Annotated in this window: 21 protein-coding genes and 3 pseudogenes; 17 read left to right on the forward strand and 7 right to left on the reverse strand. The window is 57.2% G+C overall.

The window, feature by feature from the left end; translation table 11 throughout:
- Positions 1-1,245: 1,245 nt before the first annotated feature.
- Positions 1,246-1,671: pseudogene (locus tag ACFQE9_RS05170) on the forward strand (DNA-binding protein); the annotation flags it as partial.
- Positions 1,672-1,859: 188 nt separating this feature from the next.
- Here ACFQE9_RS05170 and ACFQE9_RS05175 read toward each other — a convergent pair.
- Positions 1,860-2,672 (reverse strand): DUF3267 domain-containing protein, encoded by an 813-nt coding sequence (locus tag ACFQE9_RS05175; protein ID WP_379741358.1) that lies wholly within the window; start codon positions 2,670-2,672, stop codon positions 1,860-1,862.
- Between the two features lie 373 nt (positions 2,673-3,045).
- Between ACFQE9_RS05175 and ACFQE9_RS05180 the strand changes: the two genes are divergently transcribed.
- From ACFQE9_RS05180 to ACFQE9_RS15240, 4 genes are all read left to right on the forward strand, one after another.
- Positions 3,046-3,462, forward strand: a complete 417-nt coding sequence (locus ACFQE9_RS05180) for a DUF2178 domain-containing protein (RefSeq protein ID WP_465261097.1) — start codon at positions 3,046-3,048, stop codon at positions 3,460-3,462.
- Positions 3,463-3,467: 5 nt separating this feature from the next.
- The gene (locus tag ACFQE9_RS05185; protein WP_379741364.1) at positions 3,468-3,671 is read left to right on the forward strand and encodes a helix-turn-helix transcriptional regulator; all 204 of its coding nucleotides are present in this window, start codon (positions 3,468-3,470) and stop codon (positions 3,669-3,671) included.
- 121 nt (positions 3,672-3,792) lie between these two features.
- Complete coding sequence (locus tag ACFQE9_RS05190; RefSeq protein ID WP_379801125.1) at positions 3,793-4,239, forward strand: DUF8162 family protein; 447 nt, start codon at positions 3,793-3,795, stop codon at positions 4,237-4,239.
- Between the two features lie 109 nt (positions 4,240-4,348).
- Positions 4,349-4,585 carry a DUF8066 domain-containing protein gene (locus tag ACFQE9_RS15240; RefSeq protein WP_379801217.1) on the forward strand — a complete coding sequence of 79 codons (237 nt, stop codon included), beginning with the start codon at positions 4,349-4,351 and terminating at the stop codon, positions 4,583-4,585.
- Between the two features lie 76 nt (positions 4,586-4,661).
- Here ACFQE9_RS15240 and ACFQE9_RS05200 read toward each other — a convergent pair.
- Positions 4,662-4,793, reverse strand: a pseudogene (locus ACFQE9_RS05200) (TRAM domain-containing protein); the annotation flags it as partial.
- Positions 4,794-4,857: 64 nt separating this feature from the next.
- On the opposite strand from ACFQE9_RS05200, the gene ACFQE9_RS05205 reads away from it, so the two are divergent.
- Together ACFQE9_RS05205 and ACFQE9_RS05210 are read left to right on the forward strand one after the other, a co-directional pair.
- Entirely contained in the window at positions 4,858-6,633 is a 1,776-nt protein-coding gene (locus ACFQE9_RS05205) for a hypothetical protein (RefSeq protein WP_379741371.1), read from the forward strand.
- Positions 6,634-6,695: 62 nt separating this feature from the next.
- Positions 6,696-7,124 carry an RDD family protein gene (locus ACFQE9_RS05210; RefSeq protein ID WP_379741374.1) on the forward strand — a complete coding sequence of 143 codons (429 nt, stop codon included), beginning with the start codon at positions 6,696-6,698 and terminating at the stop codon, positions 7,122-7,124.
- Positions 7,125-7,184: 60 nt separating this feature from the next.
- On the opposite strand, the gene ACFQE9_RS05215 is transcribed toward ACFQE9_RS05210, so the two are convergent.
- Entirely contained in the window at positions 7,185-7,871 is a 687-nt protein-coding gene (locus ACFQE9_RS05215) for a helix-turn-helix domain-containing protein (protein ID WP_379741378.1), read from the reverse strand.
- 339 nt (positions 7,872-8,210) lie between these two features.
- On the opposite strand from ACFQE9_RS05215, the pseudogene ACFQE9_RS05220 reads away from it, so the two are divergent.
- Both ACFQE9_RS05220 and ACFQE9_RS05225 read left to right on the forward strand, forming a co-directional pair.
- Positions 8,211-9,007: pseudogene (locus ACFQE9_RS05220) on the forward strand (alpha/beta fold hydrolase).
- Positions 9,008-9,215: 208 nt separating this feature from the next.
- Positions 9,216-9,992, forward strand: coding sequence for a CPBP family intramembrane glutamic endopeptidase (locus tag ACFQE9_RS05225; protein WP_379741381.1), 777 nt, complete (start codon positions 9,216-9,218; stop codon positions 9,990-9,992).
- Between the two features lie 293 nt (positions 9,993-10,285).
- Here the strand turns inward: ACFQE9_RS05225 and ACFQE9_RS05230 are convergent, their stop codons facing one another.
- Positions 10,286-11,149 carry a halocyanin domain-containing protein gene (locus ACFQE9_RS05230; protein WP_379741384.1) on the reverse strand — a complete coding sequence of 288 codons (864 nt, stop codon included), beginning with the start codon at positions 11,147-11,149 and terminating at the stop codon, positions 10,286-10,288.
- Positions 11,150-11,375: 226 nt separating this feature from the next.
- Between ACFQE9_RS05230 and ACFQE9_RS05235 the strand changes: the two genes are divergently transcribed.
- The 3 genes from ACFQE9_RS05235 to ACFQE9_RS05245 all read left to right on the forward strand — a co-directional run bounded on the left by ACFQE9_RS05235 (position 11,376) and on the right by ACFQE9_RS05245 (position 14,209).
- On the forward strand, positions 11,376-12,152 hold the full coding sequence (locus tag ACFQE9_RS05235; protein ID WP_379741387.1) for an ABC transporter ATP-binding protein: 777 nt from the start codon (positions 11,376-11,378) through the stop codon (positions 12,150-12,152).
- The gene (locus ACFQE9_RS05240; protein ID WP_379741390.1) at positions 12,149-13,765 is read left to right on the forward strand and encodes a hypothetical protein; all 1,617 of its coding nucleotides are present in this window, start codon (positions 12,149-12,151) and stop codon (positions 13,763-13,765) included. Before ACFQE9_RS05235 ends, ACFQE9_RS05240 begins: the two co-directional genes overlap by 4 nt.
- A gap of 78 nt (positions 13,766-13,843) precedes the next feature.
- On the forward strand, positions 13,844-14,209 hold the full coding sequence (locus tag ACFQE9_RS05245) for a hypothetical protein (protein ID WP_379741393.1): 366 nt from the start codon (positions 13,844-13,846) through the stop codon (positions 14,207-14,209).
- A gap of 127 nt (positions 14,210-14,336) precedes the next feature.
- Here ACFQE9_RS05245 and ACFQE9_RS05250 read toward each other — a convergent pair whose 3' ends face one another.
- On the reverse strand, positions 14,337-14,858 hold the full coding sequence (locus ACFQE9_RS05250) for a hypothetical protein (RefSeq protein ID WP_379741396.1): 522 nt from the start codon (positions 14,856-14,858) through the stop codon (positions 14,337-14,339).
- 273 nt (positions 14,859-15,131) lie between these two features.
- On the opposite strand from ACFQE9_RS05250, the gene ACFQE9_RS05255 reads away from it, so the two are divergent.
- Both ACFQE9_RS05255 and ACFQE9_RS05260 read left to right on the forward strand, forming a co-directional pair.
- The gene (locus ACFQE9_RS05255) at positions 15,132-16,232 is read left to right on the forward strand and encodes a PQQ-binding-like beta-propeller repeat protein (protein ID WP_379741399.1); all 1,101 of its coding nucleotides are present in this window, start codon (positions 15,132-15,134) and stop codon (positions 16,230-16,232) included.
- Positions 16,233-16,411: 179 nt separating this feature from the next.
- Positions 16,412-17,020 (forward strand): hypothetical protein, encoded by a 609-nt coding sequence (locus ACFQE9_RS05260; protein ID WP_379741402.1) that lies wholly within the window; start codon positions 16,412-16,414, stop codon positions 17,018-17,020.
- 217 nt (positions 17,021-17,237) lie between these two features.
- Here the strand turns inward: ACFQE9_RS05260 and ACFQE9_RS05265 are convergent, their stop codons facing one another.
- Positions 17,238-18,305: a DUF8173 domain-containing protein gene (locus tag ACFQE9_RS05265; protein WP_379741406.1), complete on the reverse strand. Its 1,068-nt coding sequence runs from the start codon at positions 18,303-18,305 to the stop codon at positions 17,238-17,240.
- 348 nt (positions 18,306-18,653) lie between these two features.
- Between ACFQE9_RS05265 and ACFQE9_RS05270 the strand changes: the two genes are divergently transcribed.
- From ACFQE9_RS05270 to ACFQE9_RS05280, 3 genes are all read left to right on the forward strand, one after another.
- Complete coding sequence (locus ACFQE9_RS05270) at positions 18,654-19,829, forward strand: hypothetical protein (protein ID WP_379741409.1); 1,176 nt, start codon at positions 18,654-18,656, stop codon at positions 19,827-19,829.
- Between the two features lie 201 nt (positions 19,830-20,030).
- On the forward strand, positions 20,031-21,227 hold the full coding sequence (locus ACFQE9_RS05275) for an outer membrane protein assembly factor BamB family protein (RefSeq protein ID WP_379741412.1): 1,197 nt from the start codon (positions 20,031-20,033) through the stop codon (positions 21,225-21,227).
- Positions 21,220-21,639 (forward strand): hypothetical protein, encoded by a 420-nt coding sequence (locus ACFQE9_RS05280; protein ID WP_379741415.1) that lies wholly within the window; start codon positions 21,220-21,222, stop codon positions 21,637-21,639. The genes ACFQE9_RS05275 and ACFQE9_RS05280 overlap by 8 nt, the downstream gene beginning before the upstream one ends.
- Before the next feature lie 32 nt (positions 21,640-21,671).
- Here the strand turns inward: ACFQE9_RS05280 and ACFQE9_RS05285 are convergent, their stop codons facing one another.
- The gene (locus ACFQE9_RS05285) at positions 21,672-22,010 is read right to left on the reverse strand and encodes an ArsR/SmtB family transcription factor (protein WP_379741417.1); all 339 of its coding nucleotides are present in this window, start codon (positions 22,008-22,010) and stop codon (positions 21,672-21,674) included.
- Positions 22,011-22,071: the final 61 nt, after the last annotated feature.

A 22,071-nucleotide genomic window follows, 5' to 3' on the forward strand; every position in this document is an offset into this window, starting at 1 on the left:
TTGTGTCGGCTTGTTTCCGTCAACATTGTCAAGCGCCTCTTGGAGTTCTTCGACGGAGATCTCGTTGAGGTGATCCATTAGATACTATATTAATCTCTGAGTAAAAAATTCTATCGGCTACTATATTTATGCATGTGATATCACACGTGTGAGCCAATCTCGGGTGTGGTATCAAACATACAACCATCGCGAGTACGAGTCTATTCGAACTTCTACAACCTCGTCGGCAGCACTCGGGGATCACCGAAACGATCGGATATCGATCCAGCGGTAAAAGCAGGGTATCAATCGATGTGACGAATTCCTCGCAGAACGCCAACTCCGGGGGGAAGAACACGCTCGCCAAAATTGTAAACGAACACGCAACGGATTGCCATCGGGCGCACGGAACCATCCGGTTCTATTGGAATTCTCGTCTAATGATAGATTCTGATCCGGTGGTGATCAGTACATCAGCTGTACTGAACGTTTTGGCCCATACGGGGCTTCCTCTCCCGACGGTCTGTGGCGTGGATCTACAACTACCTACCTCGTCGTATCGTGTCTATTAAATCAACACCGGGATTACAACCCCTTTGAAACTTTTTGAAAAGAAGGGTGAGGGACGCCCACCAGTAGATGTTCTCGGTCTTGTAGCCGTATTAGCGGTGTTCTCAGCTCTCTCATTCCTGTTTGCAGCACTATCTCAGTTATCAGGGCCAGTTGTTGAAACCGGGGTCAGTCCCCAAACTGTCGCTGGTCTTCAATGGAGTGCGGTAGGGATTGTACTTAGTATACTGGCGGGGTTTGTGTATCTGCAAAGGCCTATTGGCTGGTACGGAACACTCGTAGCGGCAATGGTTTGTGTGATTCGGGCTGTGAGAATATATATTCCATTTGAGGTATTGATCATCTACCTATCAGTCCCAATGGTCGTGATCACTCTTCTGTTGGTACGACGAAACATTTTCTTTGGTCGGTAGGTTCGAACTCCTTAGCGACCAGTTGTTTCAGCTTATTCCATGTCTGAAGATATCCTCCATGAAGTATCGGTTAACCACTGAAGACACCCCAAGATATCGTACTTGGTACTGATCGTCGAGGTCGGTTGGACGGATATGACGAGACGGATCGCCCCGCTCGCCGCCTACCGCCCGGCGCACCGAGGCGCTCCCAAAGTCGCGCCTCGCGTCTCTCACGACCGACCATTCCGGGCGTGCGGGCGCTCTCCGCACAGCGAGCGCCCGTTCCTAAAGTGCATGTGCCGCGAAGCAGCTGGGTGGCTGGACGCGGGCGGCGCTCAGTCGGCGAGTGGCCGATGAGTTGGTGCGTGGAACGAGTTGGATGGCTGCGGTCATCTGGGTCTTCGAAGAGCTCCGGATGGGGCCGGGACGGATCGTGCCGATCGAGAAGCTCGAGGACGTCGATCGACGAGAGGTGGCGGTTGAGGGGCGCATCGAGACGTTGTGGGAGCCGTCGAATCGGAAGATCGCGTAGGTCGGACTCATCAGTGACGACAGTGGAACGACTCGAGTGACCGTGTGGAAGGCGTCCAAGCAACCGTGGATGCGCGAGGGCGAACGAGTGCGCATCTACGGGGCGGCCCGAAACTGGTACGAGGGGCGCGTCTCACTCGCGCTGACCGGGTGGAGCACCGTCCATTTCCCCGAGCGCGATCGGTGGTGGGAGTAGCCAGGTCGTCGCACCCCTTTTTGCTAATGCCGGGCGCCGACCCAAACCCCACCTCCCCACCCACCGCTCCGTGCTCGCTCCCTCCGGTCGCTGCGCGCGCAGCCACGACCTTGCTCGCAACACTCCTCAAACGTCAAAGAGCTCTAGATATGGGATTTACGCCACCGCGTCAATTGAATGTCTTCAGATCAACTCCTCGTACGTTGATAACTTCGAACGAAGGCGTAACAAAGCCCTATCACGGTTCCAACGATGAAGACTGCAGGACCGACACTTAGAGAGATCTCGGTTGGCGAGCTTGTGAAGGCGAACAGGAACGTGATCGTTTCTGGGGTGCCTATCGTGAACGATCGGATCCCGAGACGGTCCAGAACGAGCGGGCCACCGATCGCCAACAGGAGCAACAGTCCGACTGCCGCGACGGCGGCGCCGGCGAGCGCATCCCAGACGAGTGCAGTCACCGATAGCGGACGACGTCGATCACGCTCCCGACCGAGAATTCTCACTCCATCGCGGTGGTCCTCAAGCCGAACGTCGGCGGGAAAGCCCAACAACGTCAGCGTCATCCAGAGATCGACGATCGCCCCGGCAGCGTTCGCAGCCAGCGGCACGATGAGCCACTCCCACTCGAACACGAGCATGAGCGGCACGCCGATGGCGGTCATCACTACGAGCGGCGTCAACAGAACGACGATGAACTGATCGCGGGTGAACTCGTGGTCGGTCGTCGCGTACGCATACGGGAGGATGAAGTGAGCGAGGCCGACACCGTACGTCGGCTCACCGCCGTAATACCGGATTGCGAGACCGTGTAACCACTCATGAGGAACGAGGATGACCGTCGCGAGCAGCAGGATCACCAGGAGATTCACCGCTTCGGTCCACCAGCCGACGCCGGCGGGCGCAAACTGAAACGTCACTGGCTGTCCGGTAACCGTTTCATACAGGCCGGCGAGAACGCCCACGGCGACGGCTAGCCCCAGCGTCCCGAGCGCCGTCATCTGGATCGTGAGCCCACGAGTCAGTTCGAGCTCCGCGAGGACCGTCTCCGTGTCAGTATCTGTGTGCGTTACCGTTCACCAAGGTCTATCGAATGACTCTCAATGAACGGCATAACTGTACCGGACCAACAATGTGGGCGGTTACCTGGGTGGTGATCGTTCGCTGTCTCCCAGATCGATTCGGTATCCGTCCCGATGGACCACGAGTACGCGACTGGCTAGTATGGTGGGTAATCGATATCGTGATCACTGCACTGGGGTTGCCGATCGCCCTCGAGCTACTCATTCTCCTCGGAGCGATCTGAGAGTGAGCCAGCAGGCAAAGATTCATTTGCATGTAAAGTTTGCTTTACTGTAAAGCATGCTTGACACCATGATCCCCAACGTGGATGCTCCGGGACGGGCCCGACGCGTGTACTATGGGGTCGTATACGCTATCGTGGCTGTCTCGATCGTCGGATTACTCGCTGGAATGGGCACGGGACGCGAACTTGTCGGAACGATCGTTTATGCCGTCGGCGTATGGATCGGCGGCGGGATCGCGTTTCTCGCACCAAAACTCACCGAGATGCCGCTTCAGGACGAGCGCGACAGTGATCTCTACAACCGTGCAAGCGGATTGACGCTCGGCGTCCTGTTCGTGGTTGGACTCTCGGTCATCCCCGCCATCTACGTACTCGAAGCTGCGGAACGTGTCGAGACGCCGCCGGAAGTGAACGGGGCGGTACTGCTCGCTTCCGGGCTGTTCCTACTGTGGGGAGTCGCCTACGGGATCGTCAAACGACGCTGATCGCCATGGAGAACGACCTTCCACGACGACGCGAGGCGGCGGGACTCAGCCAGGGCGAACTGGCTGAAGCGGTCGGCGTCACCCGCCAGACGATCAACGCCATCGAACGCGAGCGATACGACCCGTCCCTCGAACTCGCCTTCAAACTCGCAGTACATTTCGAGTGCAATATCGAGGACATCTTCCAGCCGAACGTCGACGACGAGTAGGCGTGAGACTATTCAAAACGTGTTTTGAGTCTCCTGTACGGTTTTCACGCACGGACTCGTATATGGCCCATGTACCACCTCGAACTGTGGAGACGTGGGTTCACCGCAAGCCTCCAGATCGATGTTTGACACGCTCGCGTTCGTGTTCACTCCCGGAATCGTCGCGTCGATCCTCTGGAGTCCGATCCTGCTCATCGGCCGATTCCGTTCGTTGTTCGATCGACTGCCGCCCGCCCGATCGATGATCGCAAGTTACCTCCTCGTCGCTGTTGGGCTATCGCTCCCGTTCGTGATCGGTACCGGGTTCGTGTTTGCGACGATGAGTATGGGGGGAGCTGGGCTTTCGAATGCGCTATTGAACGTGGTCTTTTTGCTCACGATCGCATACGTGATCGTACTCCCCCTCGTCGCGGGCGTGGGGCTGCCGCGGATCGGTCTCGATTGGGACCCGGCTGACTACGGAGTCGGGACGTGGCTGTTGCTCGTCGGTGCGATGGTGTGGTACGCTGCGGTCTTCGTCATACCGTTAGCGTTCTTCGCGTTCGTCCTCGCGCTACCAACCGGGTGAAACAGCTGGGACTGTTCGGCTGACCATGAAAAGTGAACATCGCGAGTGCATTCGTTCCGAACCTCCAGTATGAGCAATTCCTAAGTTGTTTGTAGCCATTTGCGGTTCTATGGCTAATTGGTCCTCTCCAGCCCTCTCACGGTCTTGGCTTGTTACGATCGTGGTACTGTACGCGTTGCTCCTCGCGTATTCGATAGTTATCGCCGGTCGATTGTTACTCGGGGTGCTTCCCGGTCTCATCCTCCTCGTGATCTACCTTCTGTGGCGGTTCGTCATCGCCGTCGAGGCGATCGCCGACGCCCAGCAGCGGATCGCCAACCACGATGGCGAAGATGATACCGAGTGACCATCACAAGACGTGGATTGGTACTTCGAAGGTTAGGTAAGAGTGTACAAACAATTACGTTTGCCTTCCACTGGTGATAATAACTCACACGCTCCACAACTTCCGCGAAGGCGACATTCGCACCCACATCTGTTATCTCGATAGTAACACGCTCGCTCTGTTTGGTGTCGGGAACGATAACGACAAACCCGCGTTCAACACGATTCAGTTGATAAATATAATTGGCTACCGGTGATTTATGCAAAACCAGGTTATAGAACTAACTACTGAGGATGGCAAAACGGCGTCAATTTCTCCGTACGACGACTGTTGGCCTCGGGTGCGTGTTGGCAGGTTGTTCTGCTATTGGTTCATCAAACAAAAATTCTGATTCGGACCAACCATCTAATCTGCAAAAGTTCGAAAATGATACGCCTAAAGACCCGGTGGTAATTGAAGCACGATTTGCCAGATCAGAGTCAACAGAGGCGGATCTCCGAGCCGCTTTGGACATCATCTCTATTCCCCCATCCGGGAAGTATGGATCTGTGAATCTGGTTCTGGACGCCGTTAGCGATTTTACTCCCTTTTCTGCTAGTGTTGATACACTCCACCACGTAGATAGCGACGGCTTCGAAGAAATTAGACAGGGTATCTGGAAGTGGAACGGGCAGTCAAACGCTCCAAACCTCACTGTGGATATTGAGATTGGTGAGCGGGCGGGGATCAATTACGGAACATACGAATCAACGGTATTTGCATCATACGGATCGCACGTTCACGGCGTACCGGCGTCTTTCAACGCACAGTATCGGCCGAACGACGAACTTGACATTCCAGATGGAGCTACCACGGATATCCCGGTAGAGATAGATATAATGTTGGAGGACCAGGGATTTGGTTCTCGTCATTCCGAGGCATTTGTTGTATTTGGACCCCACGAACGCGTCCGACTATCTGATGATGATTTCGAATTATATACTGTTGGACTGCCAGACTTTTTCCCCGACGGACACGGCCCGGTTGCCATAGCTAGGTCACTTCATAACGTTCGCCAAACACTCCGACTAGGTGGTGGCATCAAGAAAGCACACGGTTGGACTATTCCACAGGAGAATGTAGCTGGACGCGCGTATGGGACAGAAGATGACATCGGCGAGTTTACTGCGACGAGAGATCTTGGTACATGGTTCCATGAGTATCTACATCTCGAACAACAATTCAATCTTGGTGATGACCTTATTTGGTTTAAAGAAGCAAGTGCGACGTATTTTGAAGAATTGGTCGGGCTTTATTTGGGATCTTTCGAGTACTCTCGATTCTATAGATTCGTTTCAAATTTTTCGTGGTCTGAAGCTGTGTCTGATATATCAGACCCAACACATGCTATGGCATACGGTGCGGGGGCACTATTAGGCGCTCTCGATGCCGAAATTAGGACAAGTAGTGGAGACACGACATTAGCCGCTGTCTTCCGATCAATGAACGATTATAATGGGACGATTAGTTACGACTTGTTTGCGGACTTCGTCGCGGAAGCCGCTGGTGAGCGACTTGATGGATGGTTAGAAGAGAACGTTTTGGAACCCGCAAGCACCTCCGTTCCGAATGATCCCAAACTATTCCTCAACCGCGATCAGTACGATATTCCGCAAAAATATGAATTGAAAGTGGGTGAGGTCGAACACCATACCGTAGGTATTGGTGGGAATTCCGAATCTCCAACAGATTCACAAGTCAGTTGGGAATCAGAACCGTCGGAGACTGCTAAAAAAAGTCTGGCCAAACCGGTCGTTCAGTACATCAACGCGCTCGATCGGAATAATTTCGATGCAGCTACTGCTGTAACCCATAGTGAAGCCAAAACAAACTTTAAATCCACCTACAATACTGCTCGCAATGGGAAATATGTAATCCAAACTATCGATGTGGATATACGTAATAAACACTATGTTGTTTCATTGATGGTTGTTTTCAAAAACAAAGAATCAGATGGGTCGATTACATTTAATTGGGATATCGAGATGATGAAAGAGAATTCTCAATGGAAGCTCTACAGAATCATATAAACACGGCTTAACTGCTACAATATTTCAACAATAATATAATATGGAGTAGTTACGGGTGAAATATGGAGAAACATCCGCAACCACAACTCGGGACAACTGGAGATGTAATCTTACACAGGATACTCGCGTTCTTTATCGACGGAATCCTCGTCGGGCTTCTCTGGGGTGGAGTCGTGTTCGTTGGGTCTGCTCTCGGCGATATTGCGTTTCTGGTACTGGCGCTACTCGGAGCGGTTGCGATTCTGATCTATGTCTTTCTTCTCGAGGGGCTCTATGGATACACCCCTGGAAAGTACTTGCTGGGATTAGTGGTAGTCAAATCCGACGGGTCGAACTGCACGATCGGTGCGTCGATCCTCCGGAATCTACTGTGGATCGTCGATTCACTTCCGACCGCAAACATCGTTGCGATGGTGTTGATATTGTTTACGGACGACAACCAACGTGTCGGCGATCTCGTCGCGGATACGATCGTCGTCAAACGATATTAGTCGAATCCGATCGATTTCTGGTTGACTAAATCACAAAATGACCGACAGTGAGAACCGGCTTCACTCTGGAAGGGGTGGCCACGTCGGTCCAACGGTTTCTTCGATCAGTTGTGTTTGTGCACGCCGGAGCCGTTCAGACACCGAAGAAGACGACACATCCAGCTCGTCGGCGATCTCCTCAAATGACGTTCGACGGGGGATATCGAAATATCCCAACTCGTACGCCGTCCGTAGCGCTTCGCGTTGACGATCTGTTAGCCCTTCTCCGGGGGATTCTGGGTCACCGCCACGAGTGAGCCGGAGCAATCGAAACCCTGCGTTTTCTCGCCAGAAGGAGGAGAACTCCTTGAAGGTGTCCCGAGTGGCGAACCAGCCGGTTTGACACCACCCGTATGACGTCACTTCGATACGCTCAATGATCGCGTCCGTTCTGGCCAATGTCTTGAGGTCCTCCAAATTCGCGATCGACTCTCCCAGTTGTTCCTCGAGACTGAGTGCCGGAATCGCCTGATACCGTCGAGTCTCATCCGCCTCTCCGATCAGCATCCAGTCCTCGACGTCGTAAGCCTCAGTGAACGCCATCTCGATTCGACGTCGAGTACTCCCCGTCACGGTGACGAGGAACAGAGGACGATCGCCGTGATTATACTGCAGTTCCAGGGTGGCATCTACATCGCCGAGATCTCCAATAGACGACACGAGCGGAAGATCCGTACAGTGTATCTCGAATTCGGCGACGAGCCCCATCGATCACTCACCAATCAACACGATTAGTCACTCGTTAGGGCTTCTTTCGGAGTGCTCTCGTTCATTCGCTCCTCGTTCGTCCTTTGTGTCGGCAAGGAGTCGGTCAGCGCTCGCCGATCGTCGGTGTTGTGGTGAGACGATCGCCTCTCCGGATCCCTCGATGCGGTCTTCGGGATCCCCCACCGAAAACCGATCACGGAGGTGAGAGAGAAGACATCGAATCATCGTCCGATCGAGTGTTCGAGGTGTGGGCTCTTCAGCGTTTGGCGGCGTCCGATATTTAAACGCCCGGATGGCTGAGAGAACGAGTTACCGCGTCGTCGATCGAACGACAAATGCATGCAGCGAACACGATCGCAAGATGAGACCGGGATAGCGTATGAACGATATGGTGACGGGCAACCGTTGATACTCCTCCACGGCGGGATGGCTCCCAAAGAGTACTGGCACGACGTGATTCCTGCCCTCACGGGATATGCCGCCATCGTCCCTCAACGGCCTGGTTTCGGTACCTGTCTCGATACCGTCGACGAGACGAGTGCCGACGAAGTGTTGGAGCGCGAGACGCGGTATGTCCGGTCTCTCGCGAAAGCAGTTGATGGTACTCCAATTCTGTTTGGTCACTCCTACGGGGCGCTCACCGCGATCGAAACGGCGGTCAAGCCGACCGCCAGTGTGGAAGCCGTCGTCGCGTACGAACCGGCGATCCTTCCCGAACAGTACCGCGAAACCGCCAATCTCGCCGATCGTATGGAAGCCCTCCTGGAGGATGGAAATCGTCGCGAGGCGGTGAAACGATACATCGAGAGGGTTCTTCATCCGGAAGGGATCACGGATCTCGACGCGTGGCTCGCGGAGTGGCCAGTTTGGCCTGAGTGTGTCGACCTCGCAGAGGAGGTAATCCGAATGAATCGCGCCGTCGAACGATACCGGCTTCCGGACAAGCTGGCGACGTCCCCGTTCTCGTGATGTCGGGTACCGATGGACCGGAATTTCTCCGCAAGAGCGCACGTACTGCTCACGATGCACTCGAAACAAGTCGATTCGTCGAGTTTAACGACCTCAGCCATTCGGGTCCTGCCGAGGCACCAGACGTGATCGCCGCAGAGGTGAAAACGTTCCTCCAGATCTGTTGAATTCCATTTCGCCAGGCAAATTCCCATCTAAATGGCTCTGTTGAAATCGTCAGAGATTGATAGAAATTCCGTACTGTCTACAGAGGATGTATGCAGCAAGCCTTCGTAACCTATCACCGGCTGGAGAATTCATCAACTGCAATCTTGAGATAATTGTTCACACATAACTAAGCATCCAGACCTAGAATAGAGATGATGGCTATACATAATGGATCCATCACCTGTCTCCCAAATCACGTCTGGAGACCCACCCGCCTCGGGCAAAGAGTCCAATCCGAGCCGCACGTTGCTTGTTGGCAGTGCGCTCCTTGCGGTTTCCGCCACAGGTGCTTTCCTCATCATTCAGGGATTCGAGTTACTCCAGATAGAACTAGGCTTCGCGAGTTTTGCGCTGACCTTCCTCGTCGGCGGTGGGTTGGCAACTCTCTGGTTGGCGATCTTCGGCTTGACGTATCTCTGGTTTCGACCGGTAAGAGTATCCTACGGGATCAGATGGCCAACACTCCGTGACGCAGGCTGGATCGTCGGTGGTGTGACCCTGTCCGTTATCGTCGCAGTCCTCGTCGAGATCGTCGTCATACCCTTCGGGGATGGCGGGGCGACGACCATTTCGTCCGCGGCAGCCGTCTCGAATCCTCTGGTAATCTACACGGTATTCCTCATCGGCAATCTCGTCTTCATCGCCCCAATCGAAGAATTCCTCTACCGCGGTGTCATTCAAGGTCGGCTACGCGAATCGTTCGGTCCCGTCGCCGCAATCTCTATTACATCGATCGGATTTGCACTTGGGCATATCCCAAGTTACTGGTTCGGCGGATCTGATCTCGTCTCGGTTTCCGTCGGCGGAGCGCTATTGGGTATCGGCGCCGGTGGGTTCGTCCTTGGTGCCATTTACGAATGGACTGAAAGTCTGTTGATCGTTAGCATTATCCACGGGATTCTCAATTCAATCGGGATCGGAATCGCGTTGCTGGCACTCTTGTGAGGCTTGTCGATCAATAGTGATTGACAGTTTATGCTGCTACAGTCGCGCTCTGTATTCAGCAGGACGCCGAAAACATGTCACCAGTTGAGGATTTCAACAGAGCCGGATTTTACTATTGGCTGTCCAGATTCGCGGTTGTCGCGTTGTTTCCCTTCTCTACAGGTGGAACAGGCCGAGTGCCTCGGGGTCGTTCGGGAGAGCGAAGCTCTCTCGTGATGACGAGACGCCTTCGGCGTCTCGAACCACTTGACCCCGAGGCAGTTCACAGAGGAACGAGAAGGATGCCCACGACTTCAGCCGTGGGAGGAATCAGACTCAACGATAATGGCACCACGCTGTCCGATAGCGTGGTGAGGTTCACAGGAATACCTAAAGACGCCAGTCTCGGTGAACGTTTCTTCGAAATGAACACCAGACTCGGAGTGGATAGTCTCACCGTCTAGATCGGCGTCTTGGAATGCAATATTGTGAGCACCACCATTCCCGGTCCACGACCACCGAACTGTAGTTCCGGTCGAGACTTTCACTGCATGCGGTTCAAACGCAAAATGGCCATCGTTCCCCTTCGCTCCAGTGGTGATCTCGACAAGGTCCGTACCCATACGGTCGGTGATTGTTCCATCATATTCGTTCGTTCCAGCGAGCCACTTGTCAACAGTCGGGTACTCGCTCGACGGTGCAGAATCGACCACAACGACACCTTTCATTCCGGCATCGGCGTGTGGCTCACTGACGTATTTGTACGTCCCTTGCTCTTCGAATGTGTACGCAAAAGTCTCTCCTGACTCCGAAGCAGGTAGACCACTATCAAAGGTGCCATCAGTAGCTACGACGTTGTGCTCTTCGTTGTCCCCAATCCACTCCCACGTCACCGTTGTGTCAGGTGCGATCTTGATCGCGGGCGGCGAGAATGATTTCGTATTCGACACACCAAGGTAGACTGTCGGTGGCTCATCATACCGGTGATCGCGAACCTGATGCGTCTGTGGATCATTCGCAGTTGCAAGCCACGTATCCAATGACTCTTCGTCATCGTTTTCGCCGGCGGAAGAAGTCGAATCAGCGTCCTGTGCTTTTACATTACTGAACCCAGTCAAAGAGCCGAGTCCAATAGCTATGCCTGCGCCGAGAAATGTACGGCGATTGGTGGAGGGCATTCCGTGTAGGTGTTGGCATGGAACACATACAAAAGAGGGGATAGTTTTCAGTCACTTAGAATTGGCTTCATGGGACTCGCTCAGGTATAGAATCACCCACCTAGAGGTCAATCCCTGAGGGCACAAGTGGAGTACCTCAAGTTCAAGCCCTGCACAAACGCATCAGCTATCACAATTTTGATAACCTAAACTCTTAGGCAAACAGCTGTTGAAGGGAAATACGGATATGCCCTCCTCGAATACGGATGTCGCCGTCGAGACGAGCGACCTTCGGAAGACGTACGGATCCGAGGTCGCTCTCGATGGGGTATCGCTTACCATCCCGATCGGCACCGTCTACGGATTTCTCGGGCCGAACGGTGCTGGGAAGACCACGACGATGCGGTTGCTGACTGGACTGTCGAATCCCACCTCCGGGACGCGTCGGATCTGTGGCGTCGACGTCGAAGATCGCCGCGCGATCGCGCCACTCATTGGGTACCTTCCTGAAACACCACCTCTCTACGAAGAGTTCACCGCCCGCGAGCAACTCGAGTACGTGGCCGATCTTCGTGATATTCCTGGTGAAGATGCTTCGGAGCGGATCGAACACTACCTCCAGGAGTTCGATCTACACGACGACGCCGATCGGCGTATCGAGGACTACTCGAAAGGGATGAAACAAAAAACGGCCTTCATCCAGTGTGTCCTTCACGATCCGGAGGTTCTCTTTCTCGATGAGCCAACGTCGGGGCTGGACCCGCGGGCTGCTCGCCGGATCCGCGAGTCAATTGTCGACCTTGCCGAAGAAGGGACCACGGTCTTCCTGTCAACGCACGTCCTGCCGGTTGTCGAAGCAGTCGCCGACGAGATCGGCGTGCTGTATAACGGTCAACTGGTCGCCGAGGGGACGCCTGCAGAGCTCCGATCCCGTGCGGAAACCGCTGAAAGCGGATCGCTCGAAGACGCCTTCCTGGCCGTGACCAGCGAGGACACCGTGGCCACTTCGACGGACCGAGTATGAGTCTCCTTCGAGACGTTCATCACGGGCTACGCATCGGACGTGCGGAGTTTCGTCGCAGCGTTCGACAGCAGATTCACAACAATCGCCGACTTCTTGGCCTCATCCTGGCGATTCTGTTCTTCGGCGGGAGCCTGCTCTTTATGCTCCCCACAGCGTTCATCCTGGGACGAACGGTACGCACTATCGATACCCTTCCGTATTTTGCCCCTGCCACCACAGTGTTGCCGGTTGGATTACTACTCCTTGCGATACTCAGAACCCTGGAACGAATCGGCAGTAGTGACACGGAGGATCTCCTCTTGACGACGGTTCATCCGCGAGCGGTCGTCATCGGGCTCGTCACCGCAGAGGTCGCACGAATGGTTGCGTGGTTCGGCGTTCCATTAGGGGCGCTTCTCGTCGCGTTTTCACTCGGACTCGGAGCACCAACGCTACCCATGACGGTCAGCCTTCTTATGGTTCCCTTAGTTTGTTGGACTGCCGTGTGGGGATATGCAGGAGGACTTGTCGTTCTTCGGGTGTTTCGGCGTCTTCCGACAGTTCGACGCGTTCTGAAAGGGGTAGGCGTTTTCGCAATGGTCGGGTTAATCGTGGTGTCCCAATTCATCGGCCCGTTAATCATTGAGGAGGGACAATTGATACAAGATATTCTCGAGGGAATCGCGTTATCGCCGCTGACTGACTACGTGGCGTTAGTGTTTATTGGGACACATCTAGCACGAACGGTCACGCCGGGAGCAATCGCTGTCCTCTGTGGGCTCGGAGTAATGATTCCTGTTGGTCTCCATATCGCGACACTCCAGGCATCGGAGCTGTGGTTCACGGACGTAGTATCTCATGGAGGAACAGCTAAGAGAAGGATCTCGACTTCGAAATTCACCGTCCCACGGCCGTTTGCGTGGCGAAAGTCCGGACGTATTGCGTGGGGACTACTGGTCCGGGGAGTTCGCAATCCCGGGAAATTCGGTCACCTCGTAATGATCGTGTTCATCATCGGGCCATTTGGAACGACGCTTGCCCAGTCATCTCACGATGCGCTCGGTCTACTCGTTGCTGGGATGGGCGTCGGACTTGGTGCATACTTTTCGGGGGCGACGTTCGGATTGAATCCACTCGGCGACGATCGACCACAGCTACCGCTTCTCCTACTCACACCGACCAACCCCCAAACGATCCTTCGAGGGCGGATGTGTGCCAGTCTCGCCGTCGGGATTCCGATTGCGGTGAGCATTCCTCTTGGCTCGATACTGCTCGGCACCGCGCCGATGAGTGCGATCGTGTTCGCAACTGTCGGGCTTGGAATGTGTCTCACCGCGGCCCTCTTTTCGATCGGGATCGGGACGGTCTACCCCATCTACGAGAAGCGCAAATTCTGGGGAACAGAAACGGTGGTTCCATCCACCCTCGTGATGATCGGCTATCTCGTTGTCGTCACGGGGGGGACGGTGATCGGGTTAATACTGACGTGGTATCACCTCTCGAACGGGATCGGATCGAGTCCAGCGATCTGGGTCGGGTCGGGTATCTATCTGCTCATCACTGCGGGTGTGTCGTACGGTTCCTACCGATACGGGCAGGTTCGATACGAACGATACACCATCGACCAACAGTAGAGGAGTTATCGAGTTGACACTCAAACTCCAGTTTGACTCATAAGCGGATATTCTTGTGTTCGCTATGTAGCTGTAGATATGCCGATCGAAGTCGAGAAAATGGCTACGAATTCTGGACTCGATAGTACCGAACAGCACCGTGATCGATCAACTGAGAGCGAGGACATACTTATTCGGAACTACGACACCAACGATCCCCACCGTATCAAAGTCGCCCTTCGAGACAAGAATGGGCAACAGGTGTTTGAGAATAAATACGTAGTACGACCTCAAGGGATCAAGAGCGTATCTGACGCTTTCAAACCAGGGACGTACGTGATTTCAGTTCAATGTGACGACATACATGAAGAACAGCTTGAGATCGATATCGGCACTCAGCCCGAGAAAACCGCAGTGATCGAACTAGGTAATGGAATACTCTCCATCACGCAGGGTCTTTTCTAGTACTATCTGGAAATTGTGGTTATCTGATGCTTTATGAGATCCTCGGATAACGATTTAATATAATATAGTTCCACCGTCAGTTCCGGCCAGATTTCGAGAGGTGGTGGACGTCGTCATCAATCATCGGCTATCCGCGGAGGAGCCACCCGATCCCGCCGGCACAGGTCGACGATCCCTCGGATCCGGAGGGTTCCAACGTGAGCGAGTGCGTCTGGCCACGCCGCTTGCAGGTGATCGCTCGCGAGCTCGTGTGTTCCCTCTCGGTGCCACGTTCGACGACATACACGGTTGCGTCACCTCGGGACCAGCCGTCGATCGTCCCCGTGGTCGTCTCCCCGGGCTCGACGGTGAACGAGTGCGTGTCGACGCCGTCGTCGACGAGCGTCACGTTCCGATACTCGCCGGGCCAGACGAGTTCCTCGTAGGTGACGAGCCGTCGTTGTCCGTCCTCCGTCGTCACCTCGAAGTTGAGAAATCCGGCCGCGTCCGCATCCGTCACGGTGTACGCCGTCACGTGGTAGGTCGCGTCGTCCTCGTTTTCGAGCGTCACCACCGGCTCGGGGGTTCCGACTCCGAGGACTCCGCTCGTGAGCACCAACGTGAGGACGAGGAGGCCCCCACCGACGAGGAGGGATCGCCGCGAGACCATACACCACGATCGACTCCCGTCTGTAAAAATTCGACCCTTCGCCGTCTCGAACGGGGTTGAAATGTGTGTTTGCGCTCGATGTCCGAGCCCGGTGGCACCGCCACGTGGTACCGGTAGACCCATTTGTGCGGGCCCGAAGGTACGGATCGAAGCCGAATGCCCTCCAGAAGACACTTTCTTGCAGGAGTGGGGACGCTCCTCGCCGGCACAGCCGCCGGCGCCCGGGGAGTTGCATCCCCCACCGAACCGACGTCGTCGCCACTCGACTGGCCCATGCCTCGGTACGACCCTGCGGGGACGGGCCACAATCCGGACGTTTCGGGGCCGACGAGCGACGTGGAGCCCGCCTGGATTCACGAGGCACCCGCCTGGTTCCGCGGCGCCAGCGCGCCCGTCCGCCTCGGCGAGACGGTGTATGCGACGGGCGGGGGACTGCTCGCCTGTGCTGCCGCCGACGGCACGCGGGCGTTCACACACGAGGGACCCTACACGTCGAGTCTCGCCGCTGCGAACGCCTCTCCGTATCGGACGTCCACGCTCGCTGCCACCTCGACGGGAGGCCTGTACGGTCTGAACGCCGGGGGCGGAATCGAGGTTCCCGGTTCCGATCGACGGATCGGAGCCCAACGGTGGAGCGGTCCTCCCCGAGCGGAGTATCGCCCGACGATCGACCACGCACCGACGACGAATCCGGTCGCCGCCGACGGAACGATCTATGCGCCCGTCGTCGGGACGAACGATCTCGCGGCGGTAAACGCCAACAACGGGTCCGTCGACTGGCGGGTGACCGTCGTCGACGACGAGGTGATCAGCGCGTCGTTCGGGCGACCGGCCGTAGACGACGACGCGGTGTACCTCGCGAACTGGCCGAATCGGGTTTCCGCATACGATCGTGTGGACGGCACACAACTGTGGCAACGCGACCGTGACGAACAGATGCAGCTGAGCACGACCGTCACCGACGCCGGTCTCGTCGTGACGACACGACGGGGCGTCGCGCTACTCGACACCGACGATGGCGAGCCGATCTGGGAACGCGACCTCGATGGGAACGCGACCGAGGGTGCTGGAGCGGTAACCACGGAGCGAGTCCTCGTGAGCGACGGCCTCGAGGAGTTTCACGCGCTCGACCTCGAGACGGGCGAGGTGGACTGGTCGGCTCCCCTCGAGGGAGAAACCGAACCCGTCGTCGCCGACGGCGTCGTCTACGCGGTCGAGCGAAACGCGTCGCTGGTCGCGTTCGATGTCGAGAGCGGCGAGGAGCGGTTCCGCTACGAACCGTCCGAGGTACCGCTTTCCCCACCGATCGTCGGGGACGGACGGCTACTCGTCGTCAATCGAAGTCGCCTGATCGCCCTGGAGGAATCCACATGACCGCAAACGGAACTCGGGATCGTGGATCCAAACGAAGTGATGGCGAGTGCGATCCAGAGTCAGTTCCGAAGGAGATACTGGCCACGCTCCGTTCGAGCGTTCGTCTCTGGGTGCCCTTCGTCATCGTCGGTTGTCTCTGGACCGTTTTGGATCGGCTCCGTCTCCGAGATCCGCTTCCGGTGAGGCGACCGGGATCCGGATCGACGCTGCAGGTGGTCTATACGCCCTATCCGACCGGAGCGCCGGGGACGGTTCGGACACTCGATGCGCTCGTGGATCTTCCCGCGGAGGTGTTCGTGTACGCCCTCATGGTCGAGCTCGTCGCGGTGAGCGCGGTGGCGGCTGCAAGCTGGCTGACGATGACGTGGGCGAGCGACGTGTCGTTCTCCCCACACGGCTCGTTCGTGTACTTCGTCGGTGTCGGTGGGCTCTACCTCACGGAACGGGTGGGTACTGCGATCTCCTTGGAGTACTCCCCCGGGTCGCTCCTGGTTGGAGTCACGGCACTCGGTATCGTCGTCTTCATCGCCGTACGAACGTTCTTCCTCCCGATCGCGCTTCTTCTGGAGCCAGGGATCCTCGCCGCCATTCGGACGAGTTGGAGTCGGTCCGTCTCCCACGGATTCGCGTTGGCCGCCCTGATCGTGACGCTCGGTCTCGGGGCGGGCTGGCTCGCCGAATTGCCGGCCGTCGGCGTCTTGCTCTCCGCAGCTGTCGTGGGTCCCGTTCACTCCGTCGCGCTCGTGGTCCTCTACGAACGGTATTCGGATAGTTCGGTCACCTCGTGACTGTGGAGTTGGGACGTCCGTTCGTCTGCGTGGTCGGCAGGTGACGGATGCGACATCTCGCTCGTGTGGGATCCCCGATCGCATCCGTTGGTCGATCGAAGTCGTGATGCACCGCCTCAAGGAAATCCCAAAACGTCGGAGCGTGATCTCCGTCCAGCATCAAGATCACAGAGATTCACGGAGGATGCCCACGGCTTTAGCCGTGGAAGGGATCCGACTACCTCGTTTCGTTCACCGGCGGAGCTGGATCGGGATGATCTGGAGCTTCCCCATCCTCTTTTCCGCGGACATGACGGTCATAGAGCGAACGCACGATCGCACCGATTCCGAGAAGCGTGAACAACACGAGCACCCACCCGACGTATGGAAGCGCGTTCGCGATGCTCACGAGGGCGAGACCGACCGCGAGCGCCCCCCATCGATGAACACGATCGAACAGCGACAAGGTGTAGGTGCCGACAACGAAGGCCCCATAGACCAGTCCGATCCACACCGCGAAGATGATGTTGTAGCTCGCGAAGAACGCCAAGGGAATGCCGATCACCGAGAGGAACACCATCACGAGGACGATCGGTGCCGCAAACAGGCTGACGAGGCCGACACCCCCGCATACCACCGGTCGATCGATTCCCCGATCGGACACGCTCTCGCTGAAGCTCGGAGCGACGAGAAGGAGTATTGCCCCGAGCAGGAAGTTCGCGAGAAAGAGATACGCACCGAGCAGGGGCGTCACGACGAAGTCGGGGACGTCCGGAAGTGACGTATCGGAGAAGGGACCCATACCGGAGTCCTCACGCTCGGTAACCGTCCCGGTGATCGTGGCGGAATCATCTATCTCGGCGCGATCAGCGCGATAGGTGAGGTCACCGTCAATGCTCGCAGTCGGTCCGACGGTTACGGAATCGCCGTCGAGACGTGTGTTCCCGTCGATCGAACCGTCGATCGTGATCGTTCCACCGGTTATATCGGCGGGTCCGCCGACCGTGGTACCCTCACGGACGTGGATAGTGCCACCAGTGGCCGTTATAGCGCCGCCGACATCCCCGCTAACGTTCGCGGTGCCTGCCGTCACGGTCAGATCTCCGGTCACGTTTCCGGGGACGAATACCGACCCACCCGTCACGGTGAGATCGCCGTCGACGGTCCCCTCGATCCGGACGTCACCACCGGTCACCTCGAGGTCACCGTCGTGTGTTTCATCGGACGCGATCGTGACCGTCCCGCCCGTCCGATCGCTTTGTGCGCTCGCAACACCCCCGACGAGCGAGAGGCAGAGAAGACACACGATGGCGAGGACGATTCCCCGTGTCAGTCGATTTCGAGAGGGGCGAAGTGTGAGTTGCATGAGTGGGGAAGGTAGATAGGCACGTTACCGTTCGACGAGCGAGCCACCACGAGGGGATGCGGGCAAGCCGGGGGCATTGATCCCTCGCGTGTCGCAGTCTCGGAGTAGAACACCACCAGCTCGAGCGAGGAACCGATCGATACCGTCACTGAACGTTCGGCCGAGTTGGAGGGCCATACGGGTCATTCGGTGATAGACCGAGATAAAACCGGAGGAGACTCATACCGTGTTTTCACCAACGTGCGAGTTGCCCTCGTGCGTTGAGCGTCCGACCGTGGAGTTCCTTAGGTGTCCGGAACCGAGGAGGAGCCACCACCCAGTCAGATTCATATTTTCACCAATCGTACCACAAGTATGGCGAGAGCGTGGCTCAGGTTCATCGTAAGTGCCCTCCTAGTGATCGGACTATCCGGTGGGTTGGGGATTCCGGCAAGTACCCCAACCGACACAGCTCGGATGACCAGTCCGGTCGTAGAGGCATCAGCACAGTCACCCGATTTCGAAGCGTTGGCACCACGGGGGCGATGGAACTCCTCAACGGGAACCGGTGAGATCATCCTTGACAACGAGAGCTATTACACGGTCTTCCAGGGAGAAGAGGACATCCGGACGTGGCGTGATACATCCGGAACGGACGTCTCTGAAACCGTTCTGGAGGGAGAGACGGGACGGAACGAGGGAGAACCGCTTCGTCTATCGGGGTCGATCCAAGCCGATCAGACGCCCGGCCGATACTCCGGTGAGGATCTCACGGTACGTGTTCAAGAGCCTCGGATCAGCACCGTCACGCTCTACAACAGCGTCGGAACGGAACTCGACGACACGTCCGAGCTGCAGCGAGACGAATCGCTGTTGGTGATCGTCGACTGGAACTACGTCGAGGCCGAGGACCTCGAGGTCGACCTGGTCAGCCACGAGGGGAACATCTCCATAGAGCGGGAAGTGCTCTCGGCGAATCCAACGGACGCACAATCCGATCGTCTCCCGGAAGACGTCGACGAGGACGTTCTCGCTCGGGAGGTTCAGGGACTCGGAACGACGAACGATCGTACGGCCTACTGGTTGTTCGATTTCACCGAGGTTGACGAGGGAACCTACACGCTCCGTATCGAGGGAGTCGACGATCTAACGGCCGGCGAAGCGAGTGAAACCATCCGGATCGACGTCGGAACGGACGACACGTCGACCACGACGCCGACTGCAACGCCGACCGCCACACCAACCGACCCCGCCACACCGACTTCGACACCATCCGATTCACCAACGATAACCCCAACTACATCACCCGAACGAACACCTACAACAGAACCACCAACAGCGACCACGTCGCCGACGGATACCGCCACACCAACGGAGGCTCCGACTCGAACGACGGACGTTGAGGAGCCCGGATTCGGGCCCATAGCCACCGTCGTCGCTCTCGTCGTCGTGTCAGTATACGCAATTCGATCTCGCCGTGACTGAGGGCCCTCTGGTGGGTATCCACTCCCGGTGGCGACGATCAGTCGACGACGGTCGGTCATCTGAATCGATTCTGATCATGTGAGAGGAGGACGTCGGGCCGCGTCGGACGAACCTGATCTAACACCCGGGTGGAGAGGTACAGTACGCGTTCGACGGTCCACATGGATTATGGGGACACGCCGAAAAGGTGATGTCGACGAAATGCCGCCCTCCATCACGAGACGTCGTCTCCTCGCCCTCGCCGGCGCGTCGGCCGTCGGCGGAGCCCTCCTTCCGAGAGCGAGCGGGACGGCCCACGATTCCGCAGAGATGGATGCCTGGAACCATCCACGTGCAAACCCACGAAACACGGCGAGCATCGCACAAACCGGACCCAGCGCTCCCGACACCACGTGGACTCGCCGGTTCGATCAGTCGAACCTGTTCCGGTTCGAGGGGTGCGCGCTCGTCAACGATCGACTGCTCGTCCCGGCACACGATCGACTCCGTGCCCTCTCGAGCGAAACGGGCGATACACGATGGTCGATTACGTTGCCCACGGATCGGCGCCGTGAACACCACCAACTCGATAGCGCCCCACGGGTTCACGGTGATCTGTGCCTGGTCGCGTCCCTGTCCGCAGTGTACGCGATCGACATCGCGAGCGGTGACCCTCGGTGGCGGTTCGAGTTGAACAGCAGTACCGACGGGCTGACGCTACTCGGGAACACGGCGTACGTTTCGGCGCTGCTCGATGGTGAGCATCGACTTGTCGCACTGGATGTAACGTCCGGTCGCGAGCGTTGGCGAACCGATGGACAGTACGTACCGCTTGCAGCTGATGAGGACGCGATCGTCGTTGGATCACCTACAGGACGGAGCGAGGAATCCCGACTCGTCGCGTTTGATCCGGAAACGGGAACACGAGAATGGACGAGCGACGAGACGCTCTCGGAGGGACGACATCGGCAACGTCGAAGCGGAGTCGCGATCGGCGAGAACACGCTCTTCGTGACGGATTCGGGAACGCTCCGTGCGTTTGACCGGGACGATGGCCGCCACCAGTGGGACGTCCCGCTCGGTGACGAGGAGTCGACGTTTCTCGATCGGATCGCCGTCGACGGCGACGTCTTCGTGGTCAGACCGGACGTGGACCGCGTCCTTCGTGTGAACCGGTCTGGAGCGATCGGTTGGGACCGCGAGTTCATAGGAGCAGAACACGGGATCAGCGTCGGCGCCGACCACGTGTACGTGGCTCGACGATCCGGAGTGAGTGCACTCGATCCGGAGACGGACGAGAGCGTGTTTGCGGTCGACGTCGCCGACACACCAGGGCATGGATGGACGCCCGTGATCGACGAGGGGACGGTATACGGGATTGCCGGTGACACGGTCTATCGGGTGAGCGACGATGAGTGACTCCGACTCCGGCACCGATTCCGACTCCTGGTTACATGATGCGGGTCGAGCCCTCCTACTGTTCGTCGTACTCACGCCGATCGTCGGACCACTGGGGGGAATCTTCGAACACGTGGCGGTACTCGTCGGCGCCGACGAATTGTCGTGGATCGTCGCACCGACGATGATCGTGGCGCCGATCGCGGGATTGCTCGCAGCGTACGAGGAGCGCCGATACGGGGCGGTGTTCATTACGGGAGTCCTCACGCAACTCCTGTGGAGCATACTTACTCGAGCGACCGCCCTCACGGACGTTCACGTGGTGGGGAACGTCCGGATACTGACTGCAGAACTACTGCTGTACGTGGCCGCACTAAGTCTCGCGCTCGTCGTCGTGTTCTACGTCGACTGGGACCGTATTCGAAGCTCGTGACTCACCACTACCGATCGTGATCGGAGCGTCGATCAATCCTCTTCAAACGTCACGACGATCCGTTCGCTCGCCAGTGCGAAAACCGTCATCGGCTTGCCGCGCGCCGAATACCACGTACCTGCTGTTTCAACGAGGTCAGCTCCCTCCAACCGCTCGAGGTGGTACTGGACGTTTTGGATGGAGGTGCCGATCGACTCCGCGATTTCGGAAGTGGTGTGGGGCTCGTTACGGAGCGTAGCGACGATCGCCTGCGCGGTGTCCGAGGAGAGCACCTCGAAAACGTCGGTCGAATCGTTCCGACGAACGACCACGTTATCGGCGTCTTTTGGCGTGTGATCGACCGGCGTCTGGTGTGGAAATGCGCTTGACATTGGGTGGAGGGACGGCCGTTTCTCTTGTTCGGTACATTCCGAACAAACAAACCAAACGGTT

Source organism: Halopenitus salinus, from assembly GCF_042662125.1.
Taxonomy (GTDB): domain Archaea; phylum Halobacteriota; class Halobacteria; order Halobacteriales; family Haloferacaceae; genus Halopenitus; species Halopenitus salinus.